This is a genomic window from Acinetobacter marinus, assembly GCF_900096915.1.
Classification (GTDB): domain Bacteria; phylum Pseudomonadota; class Gammaproteobacteria; order Pseudomonadales; family Moraxellaceae; genus Acinetobacter; species Acinetobacter marinus.
The window spans coordinates 127262-152902 of the sequence record NZ_FMYK01000001.1 but is presented as its reverse complement, the minus strand read 5'-3'; the positions used below and the strand labels follow the sequence as shown (position 1 = coordinate 152902).

Genomic DNA, 25641 nt, shown 5'->3' with positions numbered 1-25641 from the left:
AACCCTTTTGCAGACAAGCATTAATTTTAACAAATTTGCAAACCGATTATGTCAAGCACAGCACGCAACGGGTTAAACTCATACAGGTCGTCAAAACTTACAGAAAACAATATCGTAAAAAAGGAATTCATCATGAAACTGTATTGTCATCCGCAATCTCGCAGCAATACGATTTTACCGTTACTCAAAGAACTCGATATCGAAGATCAAGTCGAGTTGATCGAGCTTGAATACGGCACAACGATGCGAAGTACTGAATATCTTGCGCTGAATCCTTTAGGTAAAGTGCCTTGTCTAGTCGATGATGACGCAGTAATTAGCGAAACACCTGCGATTTTTGCCTATCTCGCTGATAAATATGCCGAAAAGGGCTTTGCGCCTGCTCTACATGATCCGAAACGTGGCGAATATTATAAGTGGTTATTCTTCGGGCATGGGCCTGTGACTGAGTTTATGAATATCAAGGCGTTGAATATTCCACCTGAAACACTTGCCAAACAACGTGGCAGTATTAGCTTTGGTGATGAAGAAGCAATGATGAATTTCTTGCGTCAAGGACTGAGTCACGCCAAGCCATATTTATTGGGTGAGCAAATCACTGTGGCGGATTTATACCTTGCCTATTGGTTGGCTTTTGGCATTAGCTTTAAGATTATCCCCTATGATGACGCCTTTAAGCCATTCCTCAATACGATTAAACAACGGGATGCGGTAAAAGATGTGTCTTGGTTTCAAGCCATTTAAATGCTTTAATAAATACATCGTAGACAGTTGAAAAAATAGAGCATTTTATGATTCGTATCGGTCAAGGCTTAGACGTGCATGCTTTTGAAGCAGGCGATTTTGTGACCCTTGCAGGCGTAAAAATTCCACACACCCACGGCTTAAAAGCCCATTCTGATGGTGATGTGATTTTACATGCTTTGTCCGATGCTTTGCTTGGTGCGCTGGCACTGGGGGATATTGGTCAGCACTTTCCCGATACCGATCCTGAGTTTAAAGGCGCAGACAGTCGTGTGCTCCTGCGCCATGTCTATACCTTGATTCAAGATCGTGGCTATGAACTGCAAAATGCGGATATTACCGTAGCGTGTGAACGTCCTAAACTTGCGCCGCACAATCTCGCCATGCGTCAACATATTGCTGATGATCTGGATGTTGAATTGACGCAAGTCAGTGTGAAAGCCACCACTACGGAAAAGCTCGGCTTCACAGGTCGCCAAGAAGGTATTTTTGCTTCAGCGGTGGTGCTTTTGTCAAAGAAAGAGGGTTAAAGCGCATTAATCTGTGATTGATACGGTTGAAATTCGACAGCTTGAATCGTTAAAAATCAGTTCAAGTCTTTGTTTTTATATTTGATTTTTCCTTATTACAAAAAAACTGATGCTTTTACATTGTTTTTATAAAGGATATCAATAAAAGAAATTGGTACTTTTGACTTTTTTTCCTTAGAATAGGCGCAATTTTTAAGATTTGAGCAAAAGGTAGCTGTCGCCATGACCTTCGTTGTCACTGAAAACTGTATTAAATGTAAATATCAAGACTGCGTTGAAGTATGTCCTGTTGATTGCTTTTACGAAGGTCCAAACTTCTTGGTCATCAATCCTGATGAGTGCATCGACTGTGCGCTATGTGAGCCTGAATGCCCTGCCAATGCGATTTTCTCAGAGGATGAATTGCCTGAAGGTCAAGAGCAGTTTATTGAAATTAATGCAGAGCTTTCTGAAAAATGGGCGGACAACAATATCACGCAAATCGGTGATCAACCTGAAGACCGTGAAGAATGGAATGGCAAGCCTGATAAGTTGCAATACCTAGAGCGTTAAGCATCTATATTTTCTAAGTTTTTGTTAAAACACAGAAATTTAGAGAATAACGAATCAATGCAAAGAGCTGACAAGATGTCGGCTTTTTTGTACTTGTCACCAATCCTCTACAAATTATTGCAAAGTCGTTTTTGTTGTCATTCCCGACAAATGTTAGAATATAACATATGAATGTCCAAAAAAATCTCTACATGCGTCGTACTTCGCAATGCTTCCTCCTGCTCGCATCGCTCCCGTTTATTTTATCGGGTTGTACCACCACGCAACAAACCACAACCTACAAATTGCCCAAGCCCCAAGCTCGGCAAGTGATTCTCAATCCACAGCAAGCGCCCAATACGCCATCACGTCGTATTTGGGTGCAACAGCCACCTGCGGACTATGTGGTGTGGTTAAATCAGTATGGCAATAAGCAACGTGTTCAGCAATACGAGCAATATCTAAAAAATAATCGGGTCAATACTGCTGTACCGACCTATCAATTGCTCAAAAGTGCCCGAGATTGGCAGAAGTGTGGTCGTACTTCACCTTATGCTGTGCCAAGTCCTGAGCTGTGGGGCAATGCCATTCCGACCTTAAAGATTATTCAATATTTAGTCGATACCAATGTGCTTCGTGATTTTGAAGTCACCTCTGTCTATCGAGATTATTCATTGAATATCTGTGCTGGAGGTGCAGCTGGTTCTAAGCATGTTTATAATTCGGCAATTGATTTTCGACTTGGTCCTGAATATGGCACCAGTCCACAAGATATGATTCTGATTGAAGATACCAAAATCAAGCTGTGTAATTTCTGGATGCAACATGGACAAAGCCTGAATATGGGACTTGGTGTTTATGCTTCGGGGCAGATTCATATTGATACGCAAGGCTATCGCACATGGGGGCCAGATCACACCCATGCGACGTCGATTTGTCAGTACTAGTCCTCATTAATACGTTACGTTTTCTATTAAGTGTTTAGTAAAAATTAAATGTTGTATAGAACATAGTATTGATTAATCTTAGATGGATATTAAAAACCCCGAAGCTGCGAGCAACTTCGGGGTTTTTTATCTTTATTCAGAACAACTTTTTTGATCAGAACTAAATCAAGTTAGTCGCCTTGATAACCTTTTAACTTCAAGCGTGCCGCATGCAATAATGGCTCTGTATAGCCAGATGGTTGCTCTGCGCCTTTGAAGATCAAGTCAGATGCTGCTTGGAACGCAATCCCGTCAAAGTTTGGCCCCATAGGCGTATATAGCGGATCATTGGCATTTTGCTCATCAACGATCTTCGCCATGCGCTTCAATACTTCTTCCACTTGCGCTTGGCTTACCACACCGTGACGCAACCAGTTAGCAACGTGTTGAGATGAAATACGCAATGTTGCACGATCTTCCATCAAGCCAACATTGTTGATGTCAGGTACTTTTGAGCAACCTACACCCAAGTCAACCCAACGTACTACATAACCCAAAATCCCTTGACAGTTATTTTCAAGTTCGTTGTTGATCTCATCCGCAGACCAGTTGGTGTCTGGTGCAAATGGTGGTGTCAATAGATCGTCTAAAGACAACATTTGTTCAGTTTTCAATTGATCTTGACGTGCTTTGACGTTGATTTGATGATAATGCATCGCATGAAGTGCAGCACCAGTCGGTGAAGGCACCCATGCACAGCTTGCACCTGCATTTGGATGTGCAGTTTTGGTTGCCAACATGTCTTTCATGCTGTCAGGTTTTGGCCACATGCCTTTCCCGATTTGTGCTTTACCTTGCAGACCAGTCGCTAGACCAATTGCGACGTTACGGTTTTCGTAAGCAGCATTCCATTTCTGGGTTTTCACAGCTTCTTTACGCACCACTGGTGCTGCTTCCATCGAGGTATGGATTTCATCACCTGTACGATCCATAAAGCCTGTGTTAATGAAAATGGTACGATCTTTTGCTTCGGCGATACAGTTTTTCAAGTTCACAGAAGTACGACGTTCTTCGTCCATGATGCCGACTTTCAAACATTTAGCAGGTAGACCAAGTGCTTGCTCAACACGACCGAACAATTCAACAGTGAAAGCAACTTCTTCTGGACCATGCATTTTCGGTTTTACGATATACATTGAACCTTTACGAGAGTTCTTGAGTTCGTTTTGACCTTTGATGTCCGCAACGGTAAGCAACGGCGTAATCAATGCATCCATGATACCTTCATAGATTTCCTGACTATCCACCAAGATCGCAGGATTGGTCATCAAGTGACCGACGTTACGAAGCAACATCAATGAACGACCGTGAAGCGTGGTTTCGCCGCCGATCAAGTTTTTGCAAGTACGATCTTTGTTCAACGTACGGGTAATGACTTGATCACCTTTGGCAATCGATTCTTGAAGCGTACCACGCATCAAACCTAACCAGTTGCGATAGCCTTCAACTTTCTCTTCTGCATCAACCGCAGCAACCGAATCTTCCAAATCTTGGATGGTGGTAATCGCCGCTTCCATAACCAGATCTTTTACGCCTGCCGAGTCGGCTTGACCGATTGGGCTAGACGCATCAATCTCGATAATCACGTGCAGACCATTGTTGAGCAGTACGATTTCTGTCGGTGCAGATGCTTCGCCATTGAAACCAACGAATTGCGCTTCATTTTTCAACGTGGTAGTTGAACCGTCTTTCAGCGTAACAACAAGCGCATTCGATTCCACAGCATATTTGCTCACGTCATCGTGTGAACCTTGTGCTAATGGGAATGTTTCATTTAAGAAATTTTTGGCAAATGCGATGACTTTGGCACCACGAGCAGGATTGTAGCCTTTACCTTTTTCTGCGCCACCTTCATCAGAGATCACGTCGAAGCCGTACAATGCATCGTACAATGAACCCCAACGTGCATTGGCAGCGTTCAAGCTGTAACGTGCATTACGTACAGGTACAACCAACTGCGCACCAGCAAGCAATGCGATTTCTTCATCGACATTCTCAGTAGTGATTTGGAAATCTTCAACTTCTGGTAGTAAATAACCGATTTCAGTTAAAAATGCTTTATAGGCTTCTAGCTCAAATGTGTTGTTGCGATGCCATTCGTCAATTTGCTTTTGCAAAGCATCACGTTTTTCTAATAGTGCTTTGTTTTTTGGGCTCAGGTCGACAACAACTTGTTCAAAGTTTTTCCAGTAAGTCGCACTATCGACGCCACTACCTGGGAGTGCTTCATTTTCAATAAAATCGTAAAGTTCTTTGGCAATCGCAAGTTTGCCTTGTTGAATACGTTCAGTCATTGTACTTCCTAACTTTGGCTATTTTGAATTCATCATAAATTCAATTAACGTCTAGTATACTGATGAAAATTCATCTGCATACCTCTATTACCCTGTAAAATAATAAACATGTTTTAAGAAAATAATAGTCTTTTCTCAAAACCGAAACGCTTCAATACAAAATAATAAATACGTTGCCAGCAAGGTGGACAAAACTAAGCGCTGTAGACATTTCAGCCATGCATTGCGTTATCCGCTTGATGATTTATACAGAAACGTACTGCTAGATCAATTCACGCTGTGTGGCATTGGTACTTTCATTCAAGCGATGTTCGGTGTTGAGATAATCCTCAGACTGCATTTCGAGCAATCGTGAGCGTGTCCGTTCGATCTCAAATGCCAGTTTTTCACCTTTATAGAGCTGGATAATCGAATCTTCCGAGGTCAGGATCAATTTGACTCGGCGGTCATAAAACTCATCGACCAAATAGATAAAACGCCGTGTGCCATCTGCCAAATGATCATTCAGGTGCGGTACATGACTGACCAGCACGGTGTTATAAGTATTGGCGATTTCGATAAAATCCGATGGGCTACGTGGCTTTAAACACAGCTCAGAAAAATCACACCACAACACATCTTCGGTGTGGATGCGCGTCACCACCACCCGATTATTCACCAAAATCGGCTCTTGAGATTTCACCTGATTGGTGGTCAGACTGTTAAATCGTTCCTCAATCCACGCCTCATGTTCACGATTTAATGGATATTTAAACAGTTGAGATTGTTTCAGTACACGCAGACGATAATCCACACCTGAGTCGACATTGAGCACCGCACAATGCTTTTTAACGAGCTCAATGGTCGGCAAGAAACGATCGCGATGGATGCCGTTTTTATACAATCCGTCTGGCGCAATATTTGACGTTGCTACCAAGGTCACGCCACGACTAAATAATTTTTGGAATAAATCACCCAAAATCATCGCATCAGTGACATTCGATACAAAAAATTCATCGAAGCAGATCACCACCGCATCACGATAAATCTGATCCGCCACGGTATCAAGGGGATTGCGTTGACCCGAAAGTTTATTCAGCTCATGGTGAACATGCTGCATAAAATGATGAAAATGCATGCGCAACTTACGACGAAACGGCACAGCATCATAAAACTGATCCATCAACCACGTCTTGCCACGCCCTACACCGCCCCACATATACACGCCATTCGGTGAACTTTGACGGCGAAAGCGTCCAAAAGCACGCTTGGACGACTTGTAACGCTGAATCAGCTCCTGCCAAACACGTTCTAGATTTTCCACTGCTTTCGCCTGCTCGACATCTGGGCTGAACTGTCCAGAATCTAAAGCATTTTGGTATCGGGTTGCAGGTGAAAGCACTTCGGCAGCTTGGAACGTATTCATAGGAGATTAGATATTTATACAACTGTGAAAAAATAGTATAACAGACGAGGACAAATTAACATCCAACTTTAGTGAAAACTGAATCTTAGCGTATTCACTCCCGCTCAAATGGACAGTGAACCACGCAGATTCAATTCGTCAAAACACTCAATTGATACAACTGGACGAATACAACTTAGAAATCTTAAGCAGTCGCCGCCAATTTCTTTTTGATTTCATCTTCAACGATCGAGATTTCAAGATCACTGAATCGACGAATTTCACCTTCAGCATGCTTCTCTAACATCCCACCGATGAGTGGTACTTTGACTTTAACGATCCAATTCAGTTTAAAATTGACTTGATTGGCATCGCCAGTGACCGTGCGTGAACTGGTGGCTTGCAGTGGTAAATTCGCACCAAGTTCGACCGTTGAAGTCAGTTGATCAACATTGGTCACATCACTACGTTTCAGACGAAAAGCATCTTTGAGTAATTTTTTGGCGATATCAGGAATATTCACATCCAAGTTATATTCACGGCGCAAGGTGTAAATATCGCCATTGAGATTGGATTCGAGAATTTCGAGATTATCCCCAGGAATACGACGACACACTGCTTCATGCAGATCGGTATCTTTGATTAATTGTTTAAATTGCTCAAGTGAAACGCCTGAGATGCTTGCATCAACGGTAAACTGATGTGCCATAAAGAATATCCGTGCTATGGTTTTTATTGGAACGCTTATTTAACTGGAATTCGTGCATTTTGTAAAATAGATTCTACACCGAGGGCAAAACAATGATCGCTTAACCTTTCGATAAGGTGCGTAGCGCTCTTTTGACTATATACTGTGTTGCTTTTTTCACATGTTTAGGATTCGATTGCGCTTGCTGTAACCACTGATCACATAAAGTCTGTACAAACTCAGGTTTGGTCTTACTGGCATCATTCAGCCAATTTGCCACGCTATCTTGTACATATTTTTCTGGATCTTGAGATAGTGGCTCGAGTAATGACAATGCCATTTCAGGATTTTCTTTTAACTCTTCAATATGCGCACACCATACACCACGAGGACGAGTAGCTTCTGTGGCAAAACGACGAACAAAGGCATTTTCACTCTGCACCCAACGTTGTAAAATCTCAATGCTTTGCTCAAGCTGTAAAATAATATACGGACGCATCGCCATCCAAGCAACTTCACGCACGCCAAAATGTGAATCTTGCGCAAAGGGCTGAATTGCCTGAAATCGCTCAATCAAAGTCATTTCAGGATCCAGCACTACCGCATAACACGCCCAACAACGTACCATATCCGATGGGTGAGTACTGATTTTCGATAATAATTTTGCTGAATTTGCAGATAAACTAAGCTGATAGAGCAAGCTACCGATACAGGCATTACGACTATTTACGGTTGGCTTTTTCAGGCTTTCAATCTGTTTCTGCATATTGGAGAAATGTGCAGATAAACCCAGTTCAGCCAAAAGACTTTTTAGCAATTCAATTTGATCAACAGCCAACCATTCCACCAAATTCGCCGATTCGATTTCGCCACGATTGAGCTGTTCTAAAATGCTTTGTGGAATATCTTTGGTGCTTCGTGCACCTTTGCGTATTGTGTTCATCAGTTCTCTGGGTGAGTGTTGATTTGAATGGAAATAATCATACTAACTAAGCCCCTAAGCATTTTGGAAGGACTCACACCACACCGAATAATATTGCCCTGCATATTTTTTCATCTGTGGAAAATACCATTTGGCGACACTGTCCACCAAATTAAAGCCACGTTCATCATCAATGACCTCATAGTCGGGGTGATTGAGCATGGCATGTTGATAGCAAGCGCACAATAAAAACTGCGGGATATTATCCGCCACCGTGTCCCCATAATCCCAACTGCCCGTGCCATGAACACGCATTTCTACTTGGGTCGTGCCACTTTTTAAATCAATAAAATAAGGATCGCCCGCTTCATTGGCAAGCATAAAATAGTGCGCTGGCCAGCCATCAATATCTTCTTTGAGCACTGGATTATAGTTATATCCATCCTGAATAAATTTCAGCTCATATAACGGCAGTAAAATTACTGGATTACCCACAGTATCTAACACCACACCCTCTTGATCGCAGACGTGGACGATATAGTCTTGCAACTCGCTTGGCAACGGATCAGCAAACTCCGATTGAATCCGTTTCAGTTCTTCGCTGTTATCGTGCTTGCCTTGCAAGGTAAATTCTTGAAAAACCCCTTCATACCATTCATGCCCGACCAGTTTGGGATCGGGTTCTGGCCAAAATTTTTCAATCTCGAGTAATACACTTTGTAAATTCGTCATTTTTATTCTCCTGAATTGTTCTGTATCGCCATCTGTTGTAACTTTTTCAACGATGTTCGTCGTCCATAAGCATAACGATACTCCCGATCAAAGGCATAACCTCGCTCATCAATCACTTTGAAATGAAACACATCAAGGCTTTTACTCTTAATCACTTTAACCTGTTTGGCAATTGTGTCGATATAGTAGGCAAAGTTGCGATCCTTGGCATAGTAAGTATGATCTTGCTCTAGATAATAGTCGGAATCAAAGCACGCCGTTAATAATTCAAAGCTCGCCACATCCACGCCTTCAACGATTTGATCCCGAAAATAAAGATGATGTTGATCCTTAGCGAGATTGGCATGTTTAAGCTGAGTAAACACTTGAAAACTGTCTAAATCGGCTTCAAGCATCGGCTTATCAAAACTAAAATAGACTTGATCTTTGACCTGATAATATAAGCCTGCTAATGGCTTTAAATCGTCAAAATCATAGGGCAGTTTTTCTGCAAAATAATAATTCTGACCGCCTGAACTCACCAAACCCTTTTCAATGTCAACGATTTTAAAATCCTGCGGCTTGGCATCAGGTAAGATTGCAAAGGGACACATATAACTGTCGACATAGAGCTGATCTTTATCCCGAAAATAGATAGTGCGATCGGCGTCATCTGCCACAATCTCAAAACTGGCAAAATCAATCTGCGGATAAAACTTGCGAAAGCGTTCAGCGTCGTATTGTAAAATCATTTTGTTATCCATGACTTTAAAGCCACAACCTAATTCACGCATCGACATGGTCACGTTCCTCAAATGCAAAAGCGCTTTAATGCAAAACTCTATAATTCAAAAGCCCTAAAATCTGATCCACTAACTACTCTCGATACAGGCAAATATCCGACGAAAATCACATTGGAGTAGATCACTTTTATGCATCACAAAAAATAAATCACCTGCATCGCTCCACTGAAAATCGCCACGAGATGCAACTTTCAACACAATCAGCCAATCTTCAGGCTCTCCGCCATAGACAGTTGCCGCTTGCAATTCTGGTGATTGATGCTGGGTAAAGCCATAGACATTGATACCATGATCATGAGTGCTCAGTTGTTCAATCGGCGCTTCGATCTGCTCATAAAACGCATCTGCATGATCTTTAAGCGCCTTTTTTAGCGTCGCTGGGGATGATTTCAGCAAATAGTCATTGTAATCCAGCGCATAAAACGAAGGAAAACTGACACCTAAACTTACTTCAGCATCAAAACGCTGGTATTGATCGGTGATCGCATCAAAATAATCTTCGGCAGCCAGCTTAAACCGTGCTGATGATGCAAGTTGCTGATTATCTTTGACATAAATCACCTGTGTACTATCCAGCTCGCCGACGTGATGCAGGCTTTTGATAAAGAAGAATAAAGTCCCTGTCCTTGGTAAAAACTGCTGTAAATTAGCCAGCGCCTCACAGTTAATCTGCGCCAAAAACTCATAATTCAATGACACCATCGCCCCATCACGCTGTGCCTGAAATGTCGGATAATGCATTGACAAAGGTAAATCTGGCATCCCACCAAAGTGCGTCCGCCCTGTTTCTATCAAGGTATTTTCATAAATTTTGTTTTCTGAAATTGTATTTTCTGCAGCTGTGCACTGATGAAATAAGATGCTACGCTTCAATAAATCAAGTATTGGCTTTTGCAATGGTTTGAATTGAGATTGCTCAATAATATTTTGAATTTGCATTAAATCATCGAAATCATTTTCACTTTGCAAATCCACTTGAAATAATTTATCGTCCCAATCAATGACCCCACAACCATCTACACCCATATAGGAAAAATCAAATAATGCTTTCTTTTCCTCAAAATCCAGTTGTAAAGGCTGAAAATATTTAAACGCATTATCCAAATACTCAAAGGGATTTCCTCTGGCATATAAATTGATAAGTTCAGGCATTTTAGAAAGTGCAATCGGTAGTGTTTTTAACTGATTATACTCCACATTTAAACTGCGTAAATTTGGTAAATTCAAGGATTCAGGAATATCAGAGATGTGATTACCACTTAAAAATAAAAACTTCAGCGCAGGTAATTGCCAAAATGTTTCGGGTAGTGATTTTAATCGACATAAACTGAAGTTCACCGTATTTAATGCACGGAGCTGTACGATTTCATCAGGGAGCTGTTCAATCAACGCATTATTGATGCTAATCGACTCGAGCTGTGTCAACGCTGCAATACGAGGTGAAATGTGTTTTAACGCTAAAGGTTGTTGCTGAAATGGTTTTTGTTTAGGGTTTGTACGATGGCATTGTATGGTTAAATGTTTTAAATGACGAAAACTATAAACATCATCAGGTAATGTATCAAACTCAGGATTTCGAATAATCAACGCAGTCACATGCTCAGGTTGCGCCGTATTTACTTCGCTATAATCAAAGCGATAATTTGACCAATCCAAATCTTGCACACTGAGCTGAAAAGCAAGATTCACAGAAAATATCGGATCAGGCATATAACTGGATTTAAATACGCCATCCAATATTATCCAGCCTTGATGAATGAAAAGCTCACCATAAAATTGCAGTGCATATTCCAAACCATCAACTTGTATATAGAATTGATTAGTCGTGCATTTATTTTCTTCAAAATACAGCTGTGCAATCGGTTCGCCATCTTGGAAGATAGAAAACAGAGATAGTTTAAATTCCAGTTGACCATAGCTATATTCTGTAGTGAGCTTTTGATCAACTGCCTGTTGCTGATTTTCAAGCTGCACATCAAACTGAATCAGCAATTCATTGCTAAATGCAGAAATCGACCATTTGGCATTTTCAATCGTACTTTTTAATTCACTTTGATTGCGGTTATTGGTGATTTTACTGATTGTTTTAATTGTATTCGTTGCGTCAGTTTTATCCAAAATAGCTTCTGCATGACGCTGAAAAAATTCAGCCAGATGTTGTGCCAAATCTTGTTGCGCTTGTGCTGAAAATGGCACCGATTTTGATTGGCTTTGTGCTGTATGCTGTCTTCCTTTTGTCATAAATCTAAACGCATCTTTGCTTGTTATGACTTCAGATTAGCACACTCAAGCTGAGATTGAATATTACCGTAGCGCAGAAAAATGAGGTGCTTATGTAATTCTCGTTTTCCCGAATCATCAAAACTTATTCAAGTAATTGCTGTTCGATTCTCCCCAAACGCTTGCTTAATCGCCAATTCAGCAGGTAGAAAAATACCAGCAATAGCGCACATATCACGATCCCCACGGTGAGGATTCGTTGTGTATTTGCCACGATGTTGTTCGCTTCATTGGCTTTTTTATCAATATCTTGGGCAAATCCTGTCATGGTCTTGCCAAAGATTTGATTTTGCATCATCCATATTTGTTCAGGCTTAAAACCGTAGGTTGCCATTTGCTGTGGATTGGCTTCTTCAAAATTGGCTAGCTTGGTTAAATATGCCTTTGCTACATCACGATCCATCGGACGATGTAAGATCGCTGTCTGCGCCAAGAGATAATCGGCAACAGGTTCATCGATTTGGCTGTCTTGGATATATCGATAGACGTCACTTTGCTGAATATTGGTTTTATACTCAACAGCTTCTATATACTGCTCTTGCTGACGATCACCACCAACCCATTCATGCTGAGCATAACTCAACCCTGCCCACAGCAGAATAAAACTAATCAGAAATGCCAAGCTGGTTTGCACAAAGCCTTTGAGTTTTTGTTGTAGATAGCGCCATTTTTTTGCAAAAAATACAATAAAAATCGCCCCGACAAAAGATACACTGAGCTTGAGTCCAAGCCATAAAATCCACTGAATCAAATGGCTAAAATAATCGTTTTGCCCACCGATACGATCTTGCACCGCTTGCGCACTAAACGGTACATGGAGCTGTTGCAAGGTCGGTGAAATCTCAAAAAAAGCATAGATCAGTTGTTGATTAAAATACAGCGCCACCACCGCCATGATGCCCAGCAGTAAAGACAACATCATCGAGGCGCGCATTTTGTTGCGCCGTGCTTTGAGTTGGACTAAGCCTTGCTCAAACTCAACCTGTTGTTGAACAGATAAGTGTACCGAAGATGTATCTTTTAATTTGCTCATATTCCGTTTTGCTCAAAATTGAATAAGCCGAGGTTAAGATTTTTTCATCTCAGATTGACTGCCTTCGATCACCAATTGATTGAGATTCGATTGTAAAGATTTCAACTTTTCAGTGGCTTGGACACGTTGTTGCATGCCCTCTTTTTGAATCTGAATGACATCATTAACGGTTTTGATCAAAGTATTTTGCACATGCTCTAAGGTTTCTACATCAATCACCGCACGTTGATTCGCCTTTGCAGTTTTTACCGAATTGTCATGTAAAAGTTCGGCATTACGACGCAGTAATTCATTGGTGGCGTCATCAATGGTATTTGCCAATTCCACGCTATTTTTCTGCTCATTTAAGGATAGTGCCAAGCTAATCTGATTTTTCCATGCAGGTAAGGTGATGTTTTTAATGGCATAAAACTTATCGACCAGCATCAGATTATTGGATTGAATAATGCGAATCATCGGTAAAGTTTGCAGTGCAGATTGCTGTAGTGTGCGCAGATCATGCACTCGTTTTTCCAAATTATTAGCATGATGATTCAGGTCATAAATTTGACTGACGATCTGTTGATTGCTTTGATGATTGCCTTGATCATTGTTTTGACTGCTTAATTCACTGATTTGATTGGCAATCTGTTTCTGTTTAAGCTGCCCAGAGGCAACATAGATGCCAAGCTGACGATACTCATCTTGAATCGCACCATGCATTTTATCCAGCATATCCACACGCTGCTTGAGCCCGCCTTGTGTGGTTTCAATCTCTTTGACTAAGGTATCGATTTGTGCCTTACTATCATTAAAGCGCAGTTGAAAACTTTGCTTTGCGCCGTTGAATTTCGACAAAATCGAAACGATCAGCCCTTTCTTTTTATTCTCAGCAAGCACATTGTCACTGTTCAGTTGCTGTGCAACTTGTACTACTTGGTTGAGCTTCTGCCCTGTTTCATCCAAGTCTTTGCTTTGCACCATTTGCAACAGCTCATCGGTATAGCTAGAAGTCGCCGATGCGATATTTTTGCCATATTCCGCCACGCTATGCTGACCCAATTCGTCGAGTTCATGACTGACTTCTTGTACTTGTGCAAAATCTTGCTCGGTTAAACCCAAAGACTGTAAATCGAGTTGCTCAAATTCGGATTGGCTGATTTTATTTTCCGTCCGAATGACTGGGTTTTGCGAGTCAGAAGAAGATGGATTTGAATTGCTCATGATTGTTTTCCTCAAGATCGTTTTTCTCAGAATTTATTTGATGTTGGTTGCATTTGGGCTTTGCTGTGCTTGTGTTGACTGGGACTGAGAGTGTTCAATATCTAAAGTCCGAATCAGTTGTTCACGCAGTCGATTGAGTTTTTCCAGTTCCGCAGGACTTTGCCCTGCATGGCTCGCCCGAATCTGTTGATACCACAGTGGAATCAATACATTTTTCGCCTCATTAAAGCGATCTAAAATGCTCATCGCCACATTTTGATTGAGCTGAATCTGCGCCATGGCGAGATCGGTGGCATGTTGCGAAGTCATGAGCATATTGATTTTTTTGTCTAATCGTATGGAGAATGACTCATATTGTGCGCTTGATGCAAACTGTTTTGATTGCTGTAAAAATTGCTCCGCAGCTTGAATATGCTGTGACATGTCCACACGTTTCGCTTCTAAGAGTTGAAAGTTTTGCTGCGATTGCATGATCTCACCATAAACACATTGGCTTAAAACAGTCGCTTGCTCAATGCTTTTTTCAAGACTTTTTAAGAAGTTAATCGAACCTGCCTGATGCTCTAAATCGACACCAAACCAACGATGTAGGAAATGATATTTCTTGGCACTAAAGAGTTTTTTTGATTGGTTCAGTTGGGCAATGATATTTTGAATCAGTCGCCCAAGTTCAGCAGAATGTGCAATATTTGCTTGTGCCAAAAGGCGTTGTTGATCTTGAATAATCGCATCTGCGTAATGGCTGAGTTTGGACGGATCATTGAGTATTGGCGTGAGAATATCTCGTTGAATGGCGATGATCGCTGATTGTTCGTACTTAGCTTGGTCAGATTTAGATTGATCAACGCCACCCTCATGATTTGATGAATTGAAATCATGTGTGCTTTTTTCATCGGACTGTTTGTCTGTTCGACTTGATCGCTTAAACGAGATACCCAAATGTGCTCAACCCTCAGAATATGTAAATCATTGTATTAAATTGCATAGTTATATTGATGGTCTTTTTCATCGTCATTTCAATATTAATTCTTTAAAAATTACAAATTCGCTACGTTGATTTTTCACTCATTTAATGCCTAAATTTAAAAGCCGTCTGAATTTCTCAACCCAGTGAAATCTCTTTGATTCTGTTATACTTCTTTTCTATTTTTTTGAATTTCCCGCACCTAACGTTTATGCCCAAAGCCATTCCCAGTATCGACCTACAGCTTCGAAACGATCCGATTGCACTCAAGGCATGGATCAAAGCCGAGGCGCAAGACTTAGGTTTTGCCGACTGTGTGGTGGCTCGTCCCGATACAGAGGATCAAATCCCACATCTGCAAGCCTATTTGGACAAAGGCTATCATGCCGATATGCACTATTTGGCGGAAAATCTCGATAAACGTGCCAATCCCAAACTTTTGGTTGAAGGTACAGCATGTATTCTGTGCGTCAGACTGAACTATCTACAAGAAAAACCGCAAGGTCGTTATGTGCCAGAACAGCCTGATGTCGGCATCATTGCACGCTATGCGCGCGGGCGGGATTATCACAAGATCATGCGTGGACGACTGAAACAGCTTGCACAGCGTATCGAAGCCAAAGTCGGACAATTTTCCAATCGACCATTTAGCGACTCTGCTCCGATCTTTGAAAAAGCCCTTGCGGAAAATGCAGGGATGGGCTGGACAGGTAAACACACTTTACTCATCAATCGAGATTCAGGTTCATTTTTTGTATTGGGCGAGTTGTTTTGTGGCTTGCCCTTGCCTTTTGATGAGCCAACCACGGCGCACTGTGGCAGTTGCTCCGCCTGTATTGATATTTGTCCGACCCAAGCCATCGTTGCGCCGTATCAGCTTGATGCACGTAAATGTATCGCTTATCTGACCATCGAATACAAAGGCAGTATTCCGCTCGAACTGCGTCCTCAGATCGGCAATCGGATTTTCGGCTGTGATGATTGTCAGCTGGTTTGTCCGTGGAATCGTTATGCGAAAATTACCAGCATTGATGATTTCTTGCCTCGGCATGGATTAGATCACACGTCGTTATTGGAATTTTGGCAATGGGATGAAGCGACTTTTTTACATAAAACCGAAGGCAGTCCAATCCGCCGAACAGGTTTTCAGAGTTTTAAACGCAATGTTGCCATCGCTTTGGGTAATGCCTCGCACTCTAAAGACATTATTCAACAACTTTCTGAACAAAATACCGAGCAACATCAAGATATTGTGCTTGAACATCAACACTGGGCACTGCAACAGCAATTAGCGATGCAATCATAAATAGCAAGTGCTTTGGCAACAGCATCGATGCAAGGCGCTGTCGCACTCCCCTAATCGCCTCGTATTTTGCTACACTGACGCAGAATCTCCAGTAACAGACTCAAAGCATGCAATCTAAAGCACAGCAACTCCTTGATGCACAAGTTGATTTTATCCAGCAACTTCTCAATGATGACGCTATGATTCATCAAGAATTTATGGATTTTTTTGCGTGGTTTACGCAGCAAAACATTGGCGATGTTTGGCAACCCCAGCACATCAATGCGCTATTACAACAACAGATTCTAAATACCCCTGTTTCAAGTCATCTGATTGAGCTGATTGAACAACATATTGCTTTTGCACTTGCACATCCAGATAATGCCCAAACGCAAATCGACGCAGTACTCGACGTACATACGATTGATCAGATTGCCCAATATATCGCATCAAAAACGGATCATCGTCAGGCGCTGGTCAAGCAACTGGTGAATAATTCTGCCTATGTCGAGCTGATGACCAATATCGTGCAGCAAAGCATCAAAGATTTTATCGATAATGGTGTGCTCAGCAAAAAAGTACCTGGCATGGGCTCCCTGATGAAAGTGGGAAAATCGGTACTTGAACGTGCCTCTGACAATACTTTGGACGAGAATCTTCGACATTATTTACATAAGAATTTTTCAAAAATTAGTAGTTTGAGTGAACGACTGATTAATCAGTACTTGGATGATGATAAGGTCTACCACCTACAAGCGCAGTTTTGGCATAGCATCAAAGATGCACCTTTAAGCACCGTCAAAAACTATATATTAATCGAGGATTTACCACACACGGTTGGACTAGGACAGCAGATTTGGGAACATCTACGCCAAACCGAATATCTACAACAACAAGTAGCTGATGGCGTAGCGCATTGGTTTGACCTACATCAACATGACACCTTTTCAAAAGTGCTTGCCGATATTCATATTGATGAAAACTTACTGCGTAATGAACTGGCGGATTTATGCTTACCGATTATTCAAAAATTGATTGCTGATGGCTATCTGGCTGAACGGATTGGTTTTTATTTAAGCCAATTTTATGCATCAGATGCGGTAAAACAGATATTAGCCGAATAATGTAGGGTCTGTTGACATTTCACAGATGCTTGCGACAATGGATGGTTGAAATGTCAACAGACCCTAATCTTTAACACATCTGCAATCCAGGAAATAAAATCACCGATATACTGACATATCGGCGATCTGAGATGGAAATGCAACGCTGTTTTTAGCTGGTTTTTTCAACCAAAGGCGCATTGGTTTTATAGTACAACTTGGTCAAGACCATGATACCAAGTGCTGCAATCACGAAGATGAACAGATAAAAACCATATAAGCTCAGCGGTAATACGCCTTGATCAAGAAAGTAGCCAGCGATAATCGGTGAAGAAATCCCTCCAAAACGCCCAAGCCCTGTAGCAAAACCAACACCCGTAGAACGTACATCAGATTCATAGACCAACGCTGAAATGGTATAGATACCCGCCATACAGCCGTTTAAGAAGAAGCCTAACACGATTGCTGTGAGTGTCAGCAAATTCAACTGTGCGGTGAGATTGACGAAGACAAAGATGGTTAATGCCACACAGAGTAAGAATACGGTTTGAATATGAAAGATTTTAAATTTGGTAGTCAGTAAGCCTAAAGTCATCGAGCCAAGAATACCGCCTAAACTCACCCACATGCCGATCTGAACACCAGACTGCGGTGATAAACCTGCTTGCGCCAAGATTTTTGGTGTCCAGCCCATGACAAAATAAAAGCCATAGAGCAAGAAGAACATCGCAATCCATAGACAAATAGTTTGCGCAAAATAGCGTGGACTAAACAGTTGCTTCACGGTGCTTTGGTTTTGTACAGTTGACTCAACCACTGGCAAGGTCGCAATCGGCTCACGATGCAACTTTTTCAATACAGCATTGAGTTTTTCCAAGGCTTTTTTCGGTTGCTTAAATAGCAGGTAATCCACCGACTCTGGGATATAGACATACGCCGCAGCATATAGAATAAGTGTCGCTACACCACCAAACATAAAGACATGGCGCCAGCTATGTGACTCAATCAAAATTGCTGCCAAAATCCCGCCAATCGTTGCGCCCAAGCCATAACCTGCGGAGAGCAAAGCCAAATTAAAACCACGTACTTTTTTGGCTGAGAACTCTGCGGTGAGCACCATACAGCTGATTTGAATACCGCCGATACCAATGCCTGTAATAAACCGTGCAAAGGCAAGCTGACTAAAACTTTGTGCAAAGGTCGCAGCGACCATACTCACACCGCAAATCAATGCGCTAATCAGCACCAGATTGCGACGTCCAATCTTATCACCAAGTGGCGCTACAAACAGCGAGCCGACAGTCATCCCAATAATGCCTGCACTAATCAAGGTACCGATCGACGTACCACTTAAGGCAAATTCTGCAGAGACTGAACTTGCCACATACGCCATTACCATAAAATCATAGCCATCAACAATGTATAATAATAAACAAATGCTAATGACCATCCACTGAAACCGAGTCATCGGTAAATCATCTATATCTTTCTTAATTGGATGTGCAAACATAAAAATTTCCCTATTTTATGCGACCACATGGTATTTTGACTATGCAAAACACATGATGAGATCTGGTTAAAACTGCAATAGCTTAAAATGCATATCATCTGAGCACGGCACCTGAGCGATGCCGATACACTTATAAAACTAAAAATGCTGAACTACATTTGGCAATGCGCTTGTCATCCTGCCAGACTTCACTTTCCATACTCAGGACACGACTGCCTTGCTTGATAAACCATGCTTTGGCAGTGACCTCACCGACTTGGCATGGCTTAAAAAAGTCGATGTGCATATTGATGGTTGCCGCAGGTTTTGAACCCTGATGAAATACCGACAAGATGCCCATCACATCATCCAAAATGGCGCACAGCATGCCACCTTCCACACTGCCTCGTGGGTTGGTAAAACTGTCTTTGGTCACATATTTAATCTGCAAAATGCCCTGTGTATCATCCCAAGCAATATCATGACCACCGAGATGATGATGGATTGGGGGAAGCTGATCTGGATTAATCATCGCCACACTCCTGTGTAAATCTGTGATTCACTGTGATCGCTGTTTTACTTAGACCGCTTAAATAAAGCATTGCTGATTTATTTAAACTTCCATGTGTAATCAATATTGATACGAGTCTCTTTGGTCGGTTTGATCTGTGCGCTCGAGGTCATATTGTTGTCCGAGATGGCATAACGCGCCCGCAATCCAAGATTTTTGAATGTGCCTTCAGGTACACGATATTGCACATCGAAGTCGAGTTCGCTTTCATGCAGATTATCTCCGCCGAGTAAGTCTTGATTGCCACCAGGTAGGCTTTGGTTGCCTGTGGTGTGAATGTTGTTACCGTAGGTGTAGCGGGTCATAAACTTCAGCCCTGGCAAAACTTCTTTGGCATCATAGTCATAGCGAATACTGTAGGTATGCTCTTTGGCGTTCCAAAATTCATTTGGCCATGTGTCGAGAAACACCCCCACTTCACTGTTGTAAAGATATGGAAATGCCGTTTCGCCGCTATTGATAATGGTGCCCAGTGACAGCTTGTGTGCACCACGTTGGAAGCCAAAGTTCGCCATGTACATATCATTGTCAACATTACCGCCATTGGCATCGCCAATATCTCGGCTACGGTAATATTTCACATCAGTCAGCAGATTGACTTCATCGGTCAGAGCTGTGGTATTTTCCACGCCACCTTCGATTTGGTCGTAAATGTCATCTACATTCAGATAAAAAAGATGGGCTTTGGTTTTTGGTGAAAACTTGTAATAGCCCCCGCCAAAATACACCGCATCAGTTTCCGCTTGTTGTTTAAAGCGCCAGTTGGTATTGGCAAGAGTGATTTTTTCCCAGTCGGTGGAATCACGATGATTGACTTGATTGACATAGGCAGCGGTCAATTCTAGATTATCAAACTCTTTAGAATTGATCGAACCGCCACGGAAAATCTGTGGCAACAACCGTGCTGGCGAAGTAATGAATACAGGATTCATGATGCTAATTGCACCAACTTTCAGCTCAGTCTGACTGACTTTGGCTTTGCCTGTGACAGCGATATCGCCCCAGCTGGTAGTGTCGTCGTTGGGCACCATATACACACCACGGCTGGTATTGTCCGAGTTGATATTGAGACCCAAAGTTGCCAAGAGATCGACACCGAACTGGACTTTACCTGGGGTGTAGCCTGACTTGGCATCAAAGATAAAACCTTGTGCCCACGACACCGCAGAGGGTTGGTTGACGGTATTGTTGTAGAAATTTTTATTCATATAAAAATTTCGAGCAGTTAAGCTGACACTACTGTCATCGATAAATCCTTCAGCATAGAGCTGGGTTGAGACCGATACAGCCATTAACGTGGGTAATATGAGTGCTTTTTTCATCATTTTCTTCCTGAAAATTAAATAAGGCATCTCTCGTGAGACAACATCGAGCGATGTCTAAGAGATGGCTTCACTGCCTTGCATTCCTGCTAAAAACAAATCTTAAAAAAAACGTGTTACGAATAAGGTCAGACTACAATGTCCTTACAAACGAATAATGAGTGGATGATTCAGCTCAGATTGATATAAATCTTCAATCAATGGCTGACGGCGTTTAATGATATTGCCTTGGTTTAGATTGCCCTTATCGGTGACTTCGCTGGCATCGAGCTGAGGTGGCTCGGTCATCAAATACAGCTTGTCTACACGATTTGAGCTGCCTGTGGCACCTTGATTGTATTGCTGCAAAAATTGCTGAAACCAATCACGTACCTTGTCATGACTCAAGATGTGTTCGGCACTGTGCTCAGATAGACTGAGCCCAGCCAGTTCGGCGCAGGCATCGAGTTTTGGGAAAATTAAAAATCCGATTGAATCCAAATTACTGCCTGTGATGGCAAGGTCTTGAATCAGTTGATTGCCACTCAATAAGGCTTTGTTGCGTAAAGTACCGACATTGACAAAGGTGCCTGTATTCAGTTTGAAATCTTCCGCTAAACGTCCGTCATACATCAGTCCTTGTTGCGGGTCTTCTGGATCGACCAAGCGCACCGCATCACCTGTGTGGTAAAAGCCTTCGTCATCAAACACCTTAGACTGCTGGTCCTCATTGAGACGCCAGTAGCCTTTCATGACATGATCGCCTTTGGCACAAAATTCCAGCTTGTCGCCAGTACGTTCTAGCTTGATGGTACAACCTGGTGCAGGATAGCCAATAAAGCCAGCCATCACCTGTGGTCCCGTGGTAAAAGCGCAAGACGGTGCAGTCTCGGTCATGCCCAAACCACTCATAATGCGAATACTTTCCCCGCAATGTTTTTGTGCAATTCGATCTAAGCGATCCCATGCTGCATTGGACAAGGCTGCCCCAGCGAAGAATAAAATTTTGACTTTGGCATAGAAGCTATCCCGCAGTGCTTTATCATTTTCCAAGGCAATGGTGAGTTCTTCCCAACCTTTTGGTACATTGAAATACACCGTTGGCGAGATTTCTTTGAGGTTGCGAATGGTTTCATCAAACTTGCCCGCAACAGGCTTGCCATCATCGATATAAATCGTGCCAGCGTTATACAACACGATGCCGACATTGTGACTGCCACCAAAGGTATGATGCCAAGACAACCAATCCAACAGCACAGGTGGCTCATCAGCAAACTCTGGAAAAGTCTGCAAAAGCATTTGCTGATTGACACACAACATCAGATGCGTAGTCGGCACGGCTTTTGGCATTTTGGTTGAGCCAGAGGTGAATAAAAACTTGGCAATGGTATGTTCATCAAGCGATGCATAATGCGCTTTGACATCATCAATAGGCGTTGCCAGTAAGTCCTCAAAAGCAGTACAGCGTTGCTCACCGACCAAGCCAGAATTGGTCACCACTTCAATCTGATCATCAACACAGCTTTGAATCGCTTTGGCAAAAAGTTGTCCATCGGCGGCATAGACTAGACCTGGGGTTAATACCTCGATGACATGACGTAACTTGCCGAAATCTTGAGAAACTAAAGAATACGCAGGAGAAATCGCTGAAAATGGCACCCCTGCAAACATCGCTGCCATCGACAGCACCAAATGCTCAAGATCATTGCCAGACAAGATAATGATCGGACGTTCAGCAGACAAATCACGCTGGTGTAGTGCTTGCGCAATATGCCAAGCACGGCGTTCCACTTCCGCATAACTCAGGCGAATCCACTCACCATCTGCACCACGTTTTGCGACAAAAGTCCGCTCTGGAAATTGCTGTGCATTTTCGATCAAACGATCGGTCAGTTTTTGCGGATACTGCTGTAATTGTTCTTTGGGATAAATATAAAGTGTGTCACCCTGATACTCAAAATCGATTTCATGGCTACCAAGACGCACTTCACGCTCTGGATAATTTGACGAAATCACTTTTGCCTGTGCCATACCACTTACTCCATGTTTTTGATGATCTGCATCATCGCTGTCGCATCATGCGATATTTTCATGCAATGTCTTGCATTGTGTTCTTACAATATATTCGGCTGGCGTACGCAAGTCGGTGCGCACTGACCACTGATTTAAAATTTATTCAGATGCTGCTTTGATCCTGCTTTGATCTTGCATAAAGCCTGCGCTGATCCTGAGCTAAACGCACAGCAATCTAGCGTTAAATTGGATAATGTTTTGATTCGGTTTGAATGGTAATCCAGCGCAAATCGGTAAATTCAGCCACGGAGGCTTTGCTACCAAAACGCCCATAACCACTTTGCTTCACACCACCAAATGGCATTGGCGCTTCATCATGCACGGTTGCGGCATTGATATGACAAATGCCTGATTCAATGCGCTTGGCAATCGACAGTGCGCTGGCAAGATTTTGACTAAATACCGCCGCAGATAGACCATAGTCACTGTCATTGGCAAGATTCACCGCCTCATCAATACTGTCAAAGCGCTGTACCGTACACACTGGCGCAAACGACTCCTCAGCATAGAGTTTCATCGCTTTGGTCACATCGACAATAATGCTTGGCTGAACCACTGTGCCTTCGACATGAATGCCAAGTGGCAAAGTTGCACCGTGATCCAAAGCATCTTGTAGCAAGTGTTGAATGCGTTCGGCAGCCTTCATGCTTTCCATCGTGCCTAGAGCAAAACCTTCTTGACGAGGATCACCCGCTTTGAGCGATTTCGCTTTGGCGACTAATTTCTCAATGAATTGATCTGCAATCTCACGTTGCACAAGTACACGCTCGGTAGACATACAGATTTGTCCTTGATTAAAGAATGCCCCGAAAGCTACCGCATTGACGGCTTCATCGAGATCAGCATCATTTAAAATCACGACTGGCGCTTTACCACCGAGTTCGAGCAGTACAGGTTTGAAATATTTGGCAGCAGTTTCAGCAATGATTCGACCGACACGGGTAGAACCTGTAAAGTTAATCCGCTTGGTCAAGGGATGACTCACCAAACGCTCAACGATTTGCGGGGCATCTTCGGCACGGTGGGTAATTACATTGACCACACCATCACCCAAACCTGCTTCTGCCAAGACTTCACCAATTAAGCGCTGGGTCGCAGGACACGATTCAGAGGCTTTGAGCACCACGGTGTTGCCACATGCCAACGGCATCGCCAAAGCACGAGTCGCCAAGATAATCGGTGCATTCCAAGGTGCCATACCCACGATCACACCGCATGGCACACGCACCCCCATCGCCAAACTGCCTGGGATATCAGAAGGAATCAAACTGCCATCGATTTGTGTGGTCATCGCCGCCGCTTCACGTAGCATATTGGCTGCAAGATGGACATTGAAGCCGTACCAAGTTGCCGAAGATCCGAGCTCTTTGACTGCCACATCACAAAATTGTTGCGCTTTTTGATTCATTAAATCTGCCGCTTTGAGCAAGCGCATACGACGCTCAGTCGGTGACAATGCAGACCATGTTGCAAAGGCTTGGTGTGCTGATTCAATCGCTGCATCAATATCAGCAACGGTGGCAGCCGCAGCGACACTGGCAACTGAGCCGTCAATTGGGCTGATACGCTCAAAGGTCTGAGCATTGCTGGCGTCTTGTGACTGACCATGAATTAAAAGTTGAACATTTTGCATGACCGTTTGCTTCCTTTACGTCTGACTTTCCTTGCATTTTGATGATCGAGAATACTGTGCTTCACGGGCAGATTGGCTTCACTTCAGCACCTATTCTCGATTTTCTAAACCTAGATTTTCTAAACCTCGATTTCCAAATCTTGATTTTTTAAACTCAGCAAAATACTGAATTAATCACGTTTTTGACGTTTATAGGTCTGTAGACCCGGCTTGATGGTTTTATCATCCAAAAATTGTTTCAAACCTTCAGCACGTCCACCTTCGGTATCACGATGGCTACACTGATCAATTTTTGCATAGAGGTAATCTTCGTTTTGATCCCAAGTCAGCTCACGGCAACGCTTAAAGCCATTTTTGGCATAGCGCAACACGATTGGATTTTTTTCCAGTAAGACTTCACAAAGTTCGGTCACTTCTTGCTTTAACTGCGCAAGCGGGACACTTTTGTTCACCAAGCCCATTTGCTCAGCTTCTTTTCCTGAGAATGGCTTGCCTGTCATGATGTAATACAGCGAAGTACGATGTCCTACGGTATCTGCCATGGCTTTGCTCACCAAGTTGCCCGGTGGAATGCCCCAGTTCACCTCTGATAAGCCAAAAGTCGCTTCATCGGCACAAATCGCCAAATCACATGCCACCAATGGTGAGAAACCACCACCGAAACACCAGCCATTAACCATTGCAATGGTCGGCTTTGAATACATACGCAGAAGTTGCCACTGCCAGCGACATGAGTCACGGCGAATACGCTCTTGGATATAATCCGATCTGGCATCGGTCTCACGGAAATATTCTTTCAAATCCATGCCCGCAGTCCATGAGTCGCCCGCACCTGTTAACACCAACACTTGCGCTTCATCATCGAGCTCAAGGGTCTCAAGTACATCAATCATTTCTCGATTCAGCGTTGGGCTCATCGCATTGCGCTTTTCAGGACGATTTAAAGTAATCCAAGCAATATTGTTTTCAACTTGAACATCCACTGTTTCCCATTTGTTTTGATACGTCATGTGTAACTCCTCAATTGACGATAATTGGTGCCGATGGATCCAATATAATGCAAGCCTAGCTTATATTCAATAGTTTTTTATAATTTTTTATTTCTAATAAATA

The 25641-nt window shown here is 42.7% G+C and carries 22 protein-coding genes; 6 read left to right on the top strand and 16 right to left on the bottom strand.

Annotated elements, in window-relative coordinates; all coding sequences use genetic code 11:
- Positions 1-132: 132 nt before the first annotated feature.
- The 4 genes from BLQ60_RS00740 (at position 133) to BLQ60_RS00725 (ending at position 2752) form a co-directional block, all read left to right on the top strand.
- The gene (locus BLQ60_RS00740) at positions 133-744 is read left to right on the top strand and encodes a glutathione S-transferase family protein (protein ID WP_092614586.1); all 612 of its coding nucleotides are present in this window, start codon (positions 133-135) and stop codon (positions 742-744) included.
- A 47-nt stretch (positions 745-791) separates the two neighbouring features.
- Positions 792-1274: a 2-C-methyl-D-erythritol 2,4-cyclodiphosphate synthase gene (gene ispF / locus BLQ60_RS00735; RefSeq protein ID WP_092614583.1), complete on the top strand. Its 483-nt coding sequence runs from the start codon at positions 792-794 to the stop codon at positions 1272-1274.
- A 222-nt stretch (positions 1275-1496) separates the two neighbouring features.
- Positions 1497-1826 (top strand): ferredoxin FdxA, encoded by a 330-nt coding sequence (gene fdxA / locus BLQ60_RS00730; RefSeq protein WP_092614580.1) that lies wholly within the window; start codon positions 1497-1499, stop codon positions 1824-1826.
- A gap of 191 nt (positions 1827-2017) precedes the next feature.
- The gene (locus BLQ60_RS00725; RefSeq protein WP_092614577.1) at positions 2018-2752 is read left to right on the top strand and encodes a D-Ala-D-Ala carboxypeptidase family metallohydrolase; all 735 of its coding nucleotides are present in this window, start codon (positions 2018-2020) and stop codon (positions 2750-2752) included.
- A gap of 170 nt (positions 2753-2922) precedes the next feature.
- Here the strand turns inward: BLQ60_RS00725 and BLQ60_RS00720 are convergent, their stop codons facing one another.
- The 10 genes from BLQ60_RS00720 to BLQ60_RS00675 form a co-directional block, all read right to left on the bottom strand.
- A complete protein-coding gene (locus tag BLQ60_RS00720; protein ID WP_092614574.1) occupies positions 2923-5085 on the bottom strand; it encodes a malate synthase G in 2163 nt (720 codons plus the stop codon).
- Between the two features lie 262 nt (positions 5086-5347).
- Positions 5348-6490 (bottom strand): cell division protein ZapE, encoded by a 1143-nt coding sequence (gene zapE, locus BLQ60_RS00715; RefSeq protein WP_092614571.1) that lies wholly within the window; start codon positions 6488-6490, stop codon positions 5348-5350.
- 184 nt (positions 6491-6674) lie between these two features.
- A complete protein-coding gene (locus BLQ60_RS00710; RefSeq protein ID WP_092614568.1) occupies positions 6675-7178 on the bottom strand; it encodes a DUF2505 family protein in 504 nt (167 codons plus the stop codon).
- Positions 7179-7278: 100 nt separating this feature from the next.
- Positions 7279-8100 carry a DNA alkylation repair protein gene (locus BLQ60_RS00705; protein ID WP_092614565.1) on the bottom strand — a complete coding sequence of 274 codons (822 nt, stop codon included), beginning with the start codon at positions 8098-8100 and terminating at the stop codon, positions 7279-7281.
- 54 nt (positions 8101-8154) lie between these two features.
- Complete coding sequence (locus BLQ60_RS00700) at positions 8155-8811, bottom strand: SMI1/KNR4 family protein (protein WP_092614562.1); 657 nt, start codon at positions 8809-8811, stop codon at positions 8155-8157.
- A 2-nt stretch (positions 8812-8813) separates the two neighbouring features.
- Positions 8814-9590 (bottom strand): DKNYY domain-containing protein, encoded by a 777-nt coding sequence (locus BLQ60_RS00695; RefSeq protein WP_092614560.1) that lies wholly within the window; start codon positions 9588-9590, stop codon positions 8814-8816.
- A gap of 72 nt (positions 9591-9662) precedes the next feature.
- The gene (locus tag BLQ60_RS00690; RefSeq protein ID WP_092614557.1) at positions 9663-11834 is read right to left on the bottom strand and encodes a DUF1963 domain-containing protein; all 2172 of its coding nucleotides are present in this window, start codon (positions 11832-11834) and stop codon (positions 9663-9665) included.
- 124 nt (positions 11835-11958) lie between these two features.
- Positions 11959-12906 carry a hypothetical protein gene (locus BLQ60_RS00685; protein ID WP_092614554.1) on the bottom strand — a complete coding sequence of 316 codons (948 nt, stop codon included), beginning with the start codon at positions 12904-12906 and terminating at the stop codon, positions 11959-11961.
- Positions 12907-12939: 33 nt separating this feature from the next.
- Entirely contained in the window at positions 12940-14109 is a 1170-nt protein-coding gene (locus tag BLQ60_RS00680; protein WP_092614551.1) for a toxic anion resistance protein, read from the bottom strand.
- Positions 14110-14142: 33 nt separating this feature from the next.
- The gene (locus BLQ60_RS00675; RefSeq protein WP_092614548.1) at positions 14143-15048 is read right to left on the bottom strand and encodes a hypothetical protein; all 906 of its coding nucleotides are present in this window, start codon (positions 15046-15048) and stop codon (positions 14143-14145) included.
- Between the two features lie 236 nt (positions 15049-15284).
- Here BLQ60_RS00675 and queG point away from each other — a divergent pair, with 236 nt between their 5' ends.
- Positions 15285-16379 carry a tRNA epoxyqueuosine(34) reductase QueG gene (gene queG, locus BLQ60_RS00670; RefSeq protein ID WP_092614545.1) on the top strand — a complete coding sequence of 365 codons (1095 nt, stop codon included), beginning with the start codon at positions 15285-15287 and terminating at the stop codon, positions 16377-16379.
- A gap of 107 nt (positions 16380-16486) precedes the next feature.
- Positions 16487-17482, top strand: a complete 996-nt coding sequence (locus tag BLQ60_RS00665; protein WP_092614542.1) for a hypothetical protein — start codon at positions 16487-16489, stop codon at positions 17480-17482.
- A 151-nt stretch (positions 17483-17633) separates the two neighbouring features.
- Here BLQ60_RS00665 and BLQ60_RS00660 read toward each other — a convergent pair whose 3' ends face one another.
- The 6 genes from BLQ60_RS00660 to BLQ60_RS00635 form a co-directional block, all read right to left on the bottom strand.
- A complete protein-coding gene (locus BLQ60_RS00660) occupies positions 17634-18971 on the bottom strand; it encodes an MFS transporter (protein WP_092614539.1) in 1338 nt (445 codons plus the stop codon).
- A gap of 130 nt (positions 18972-19101) precedes the next feature.
- Entirely contained in the window at positions 19102-19482 is a 381-nt protein-coding gene (locus tag BLQ60_RS00655) for a PaaI family thioesterase (protein WP_092614537.1), read from the bottom strand.
- Between the two features lie 77 nt (positions 19483-19559).
- Positions 19560-20843, bottom strand: coding sequence for an OprD family outer membrane porin (locus BLQ60_RS00650; protein ID WP_092614535.1), 1284 nt, complete (start codon positions 20841-20843; stop codon positions 19560-19562).
- A gap of 144 nt (positions 20844-20987) precedes the next feature.
- A complete protein-coding gene (locus BLQ60_RS00645) occupies positions 20988-22853 on the bottom strand; it encodes a feruloyl-CoA synthase (RefSeq protein ID WP_092614533.1) in 1866 nt (621 codons plus the stop codon).
- A gap of 223 nt (positions 22854-23076) precedes the next feature.
- Complete coding sequence (locus BLQ60_RS00640) at positions 23077-24528, bottom strand: aldehyde dehydrogenase (protein WP_092614531.1); 1452 nt, start codon at positions 24526-24528, stop codon at positions 23077-23079.
- A 170-nt stretch (positions 24529-24698) separates the two neighbouring features.
- Positions 24699-25538, bottom strand: a complete 840-nt coding sequence (locus tag BLQ60_RS00635; protein ID WP_092614529.1) for a p-hydroxycinnamoyl CoA hydratase/lyase — start codon at positions 25536-25538, stop codon at positions 24699-24701.
- Between the last annotated feature and the right edge of the window lie 103 nt (positions 25539-25641).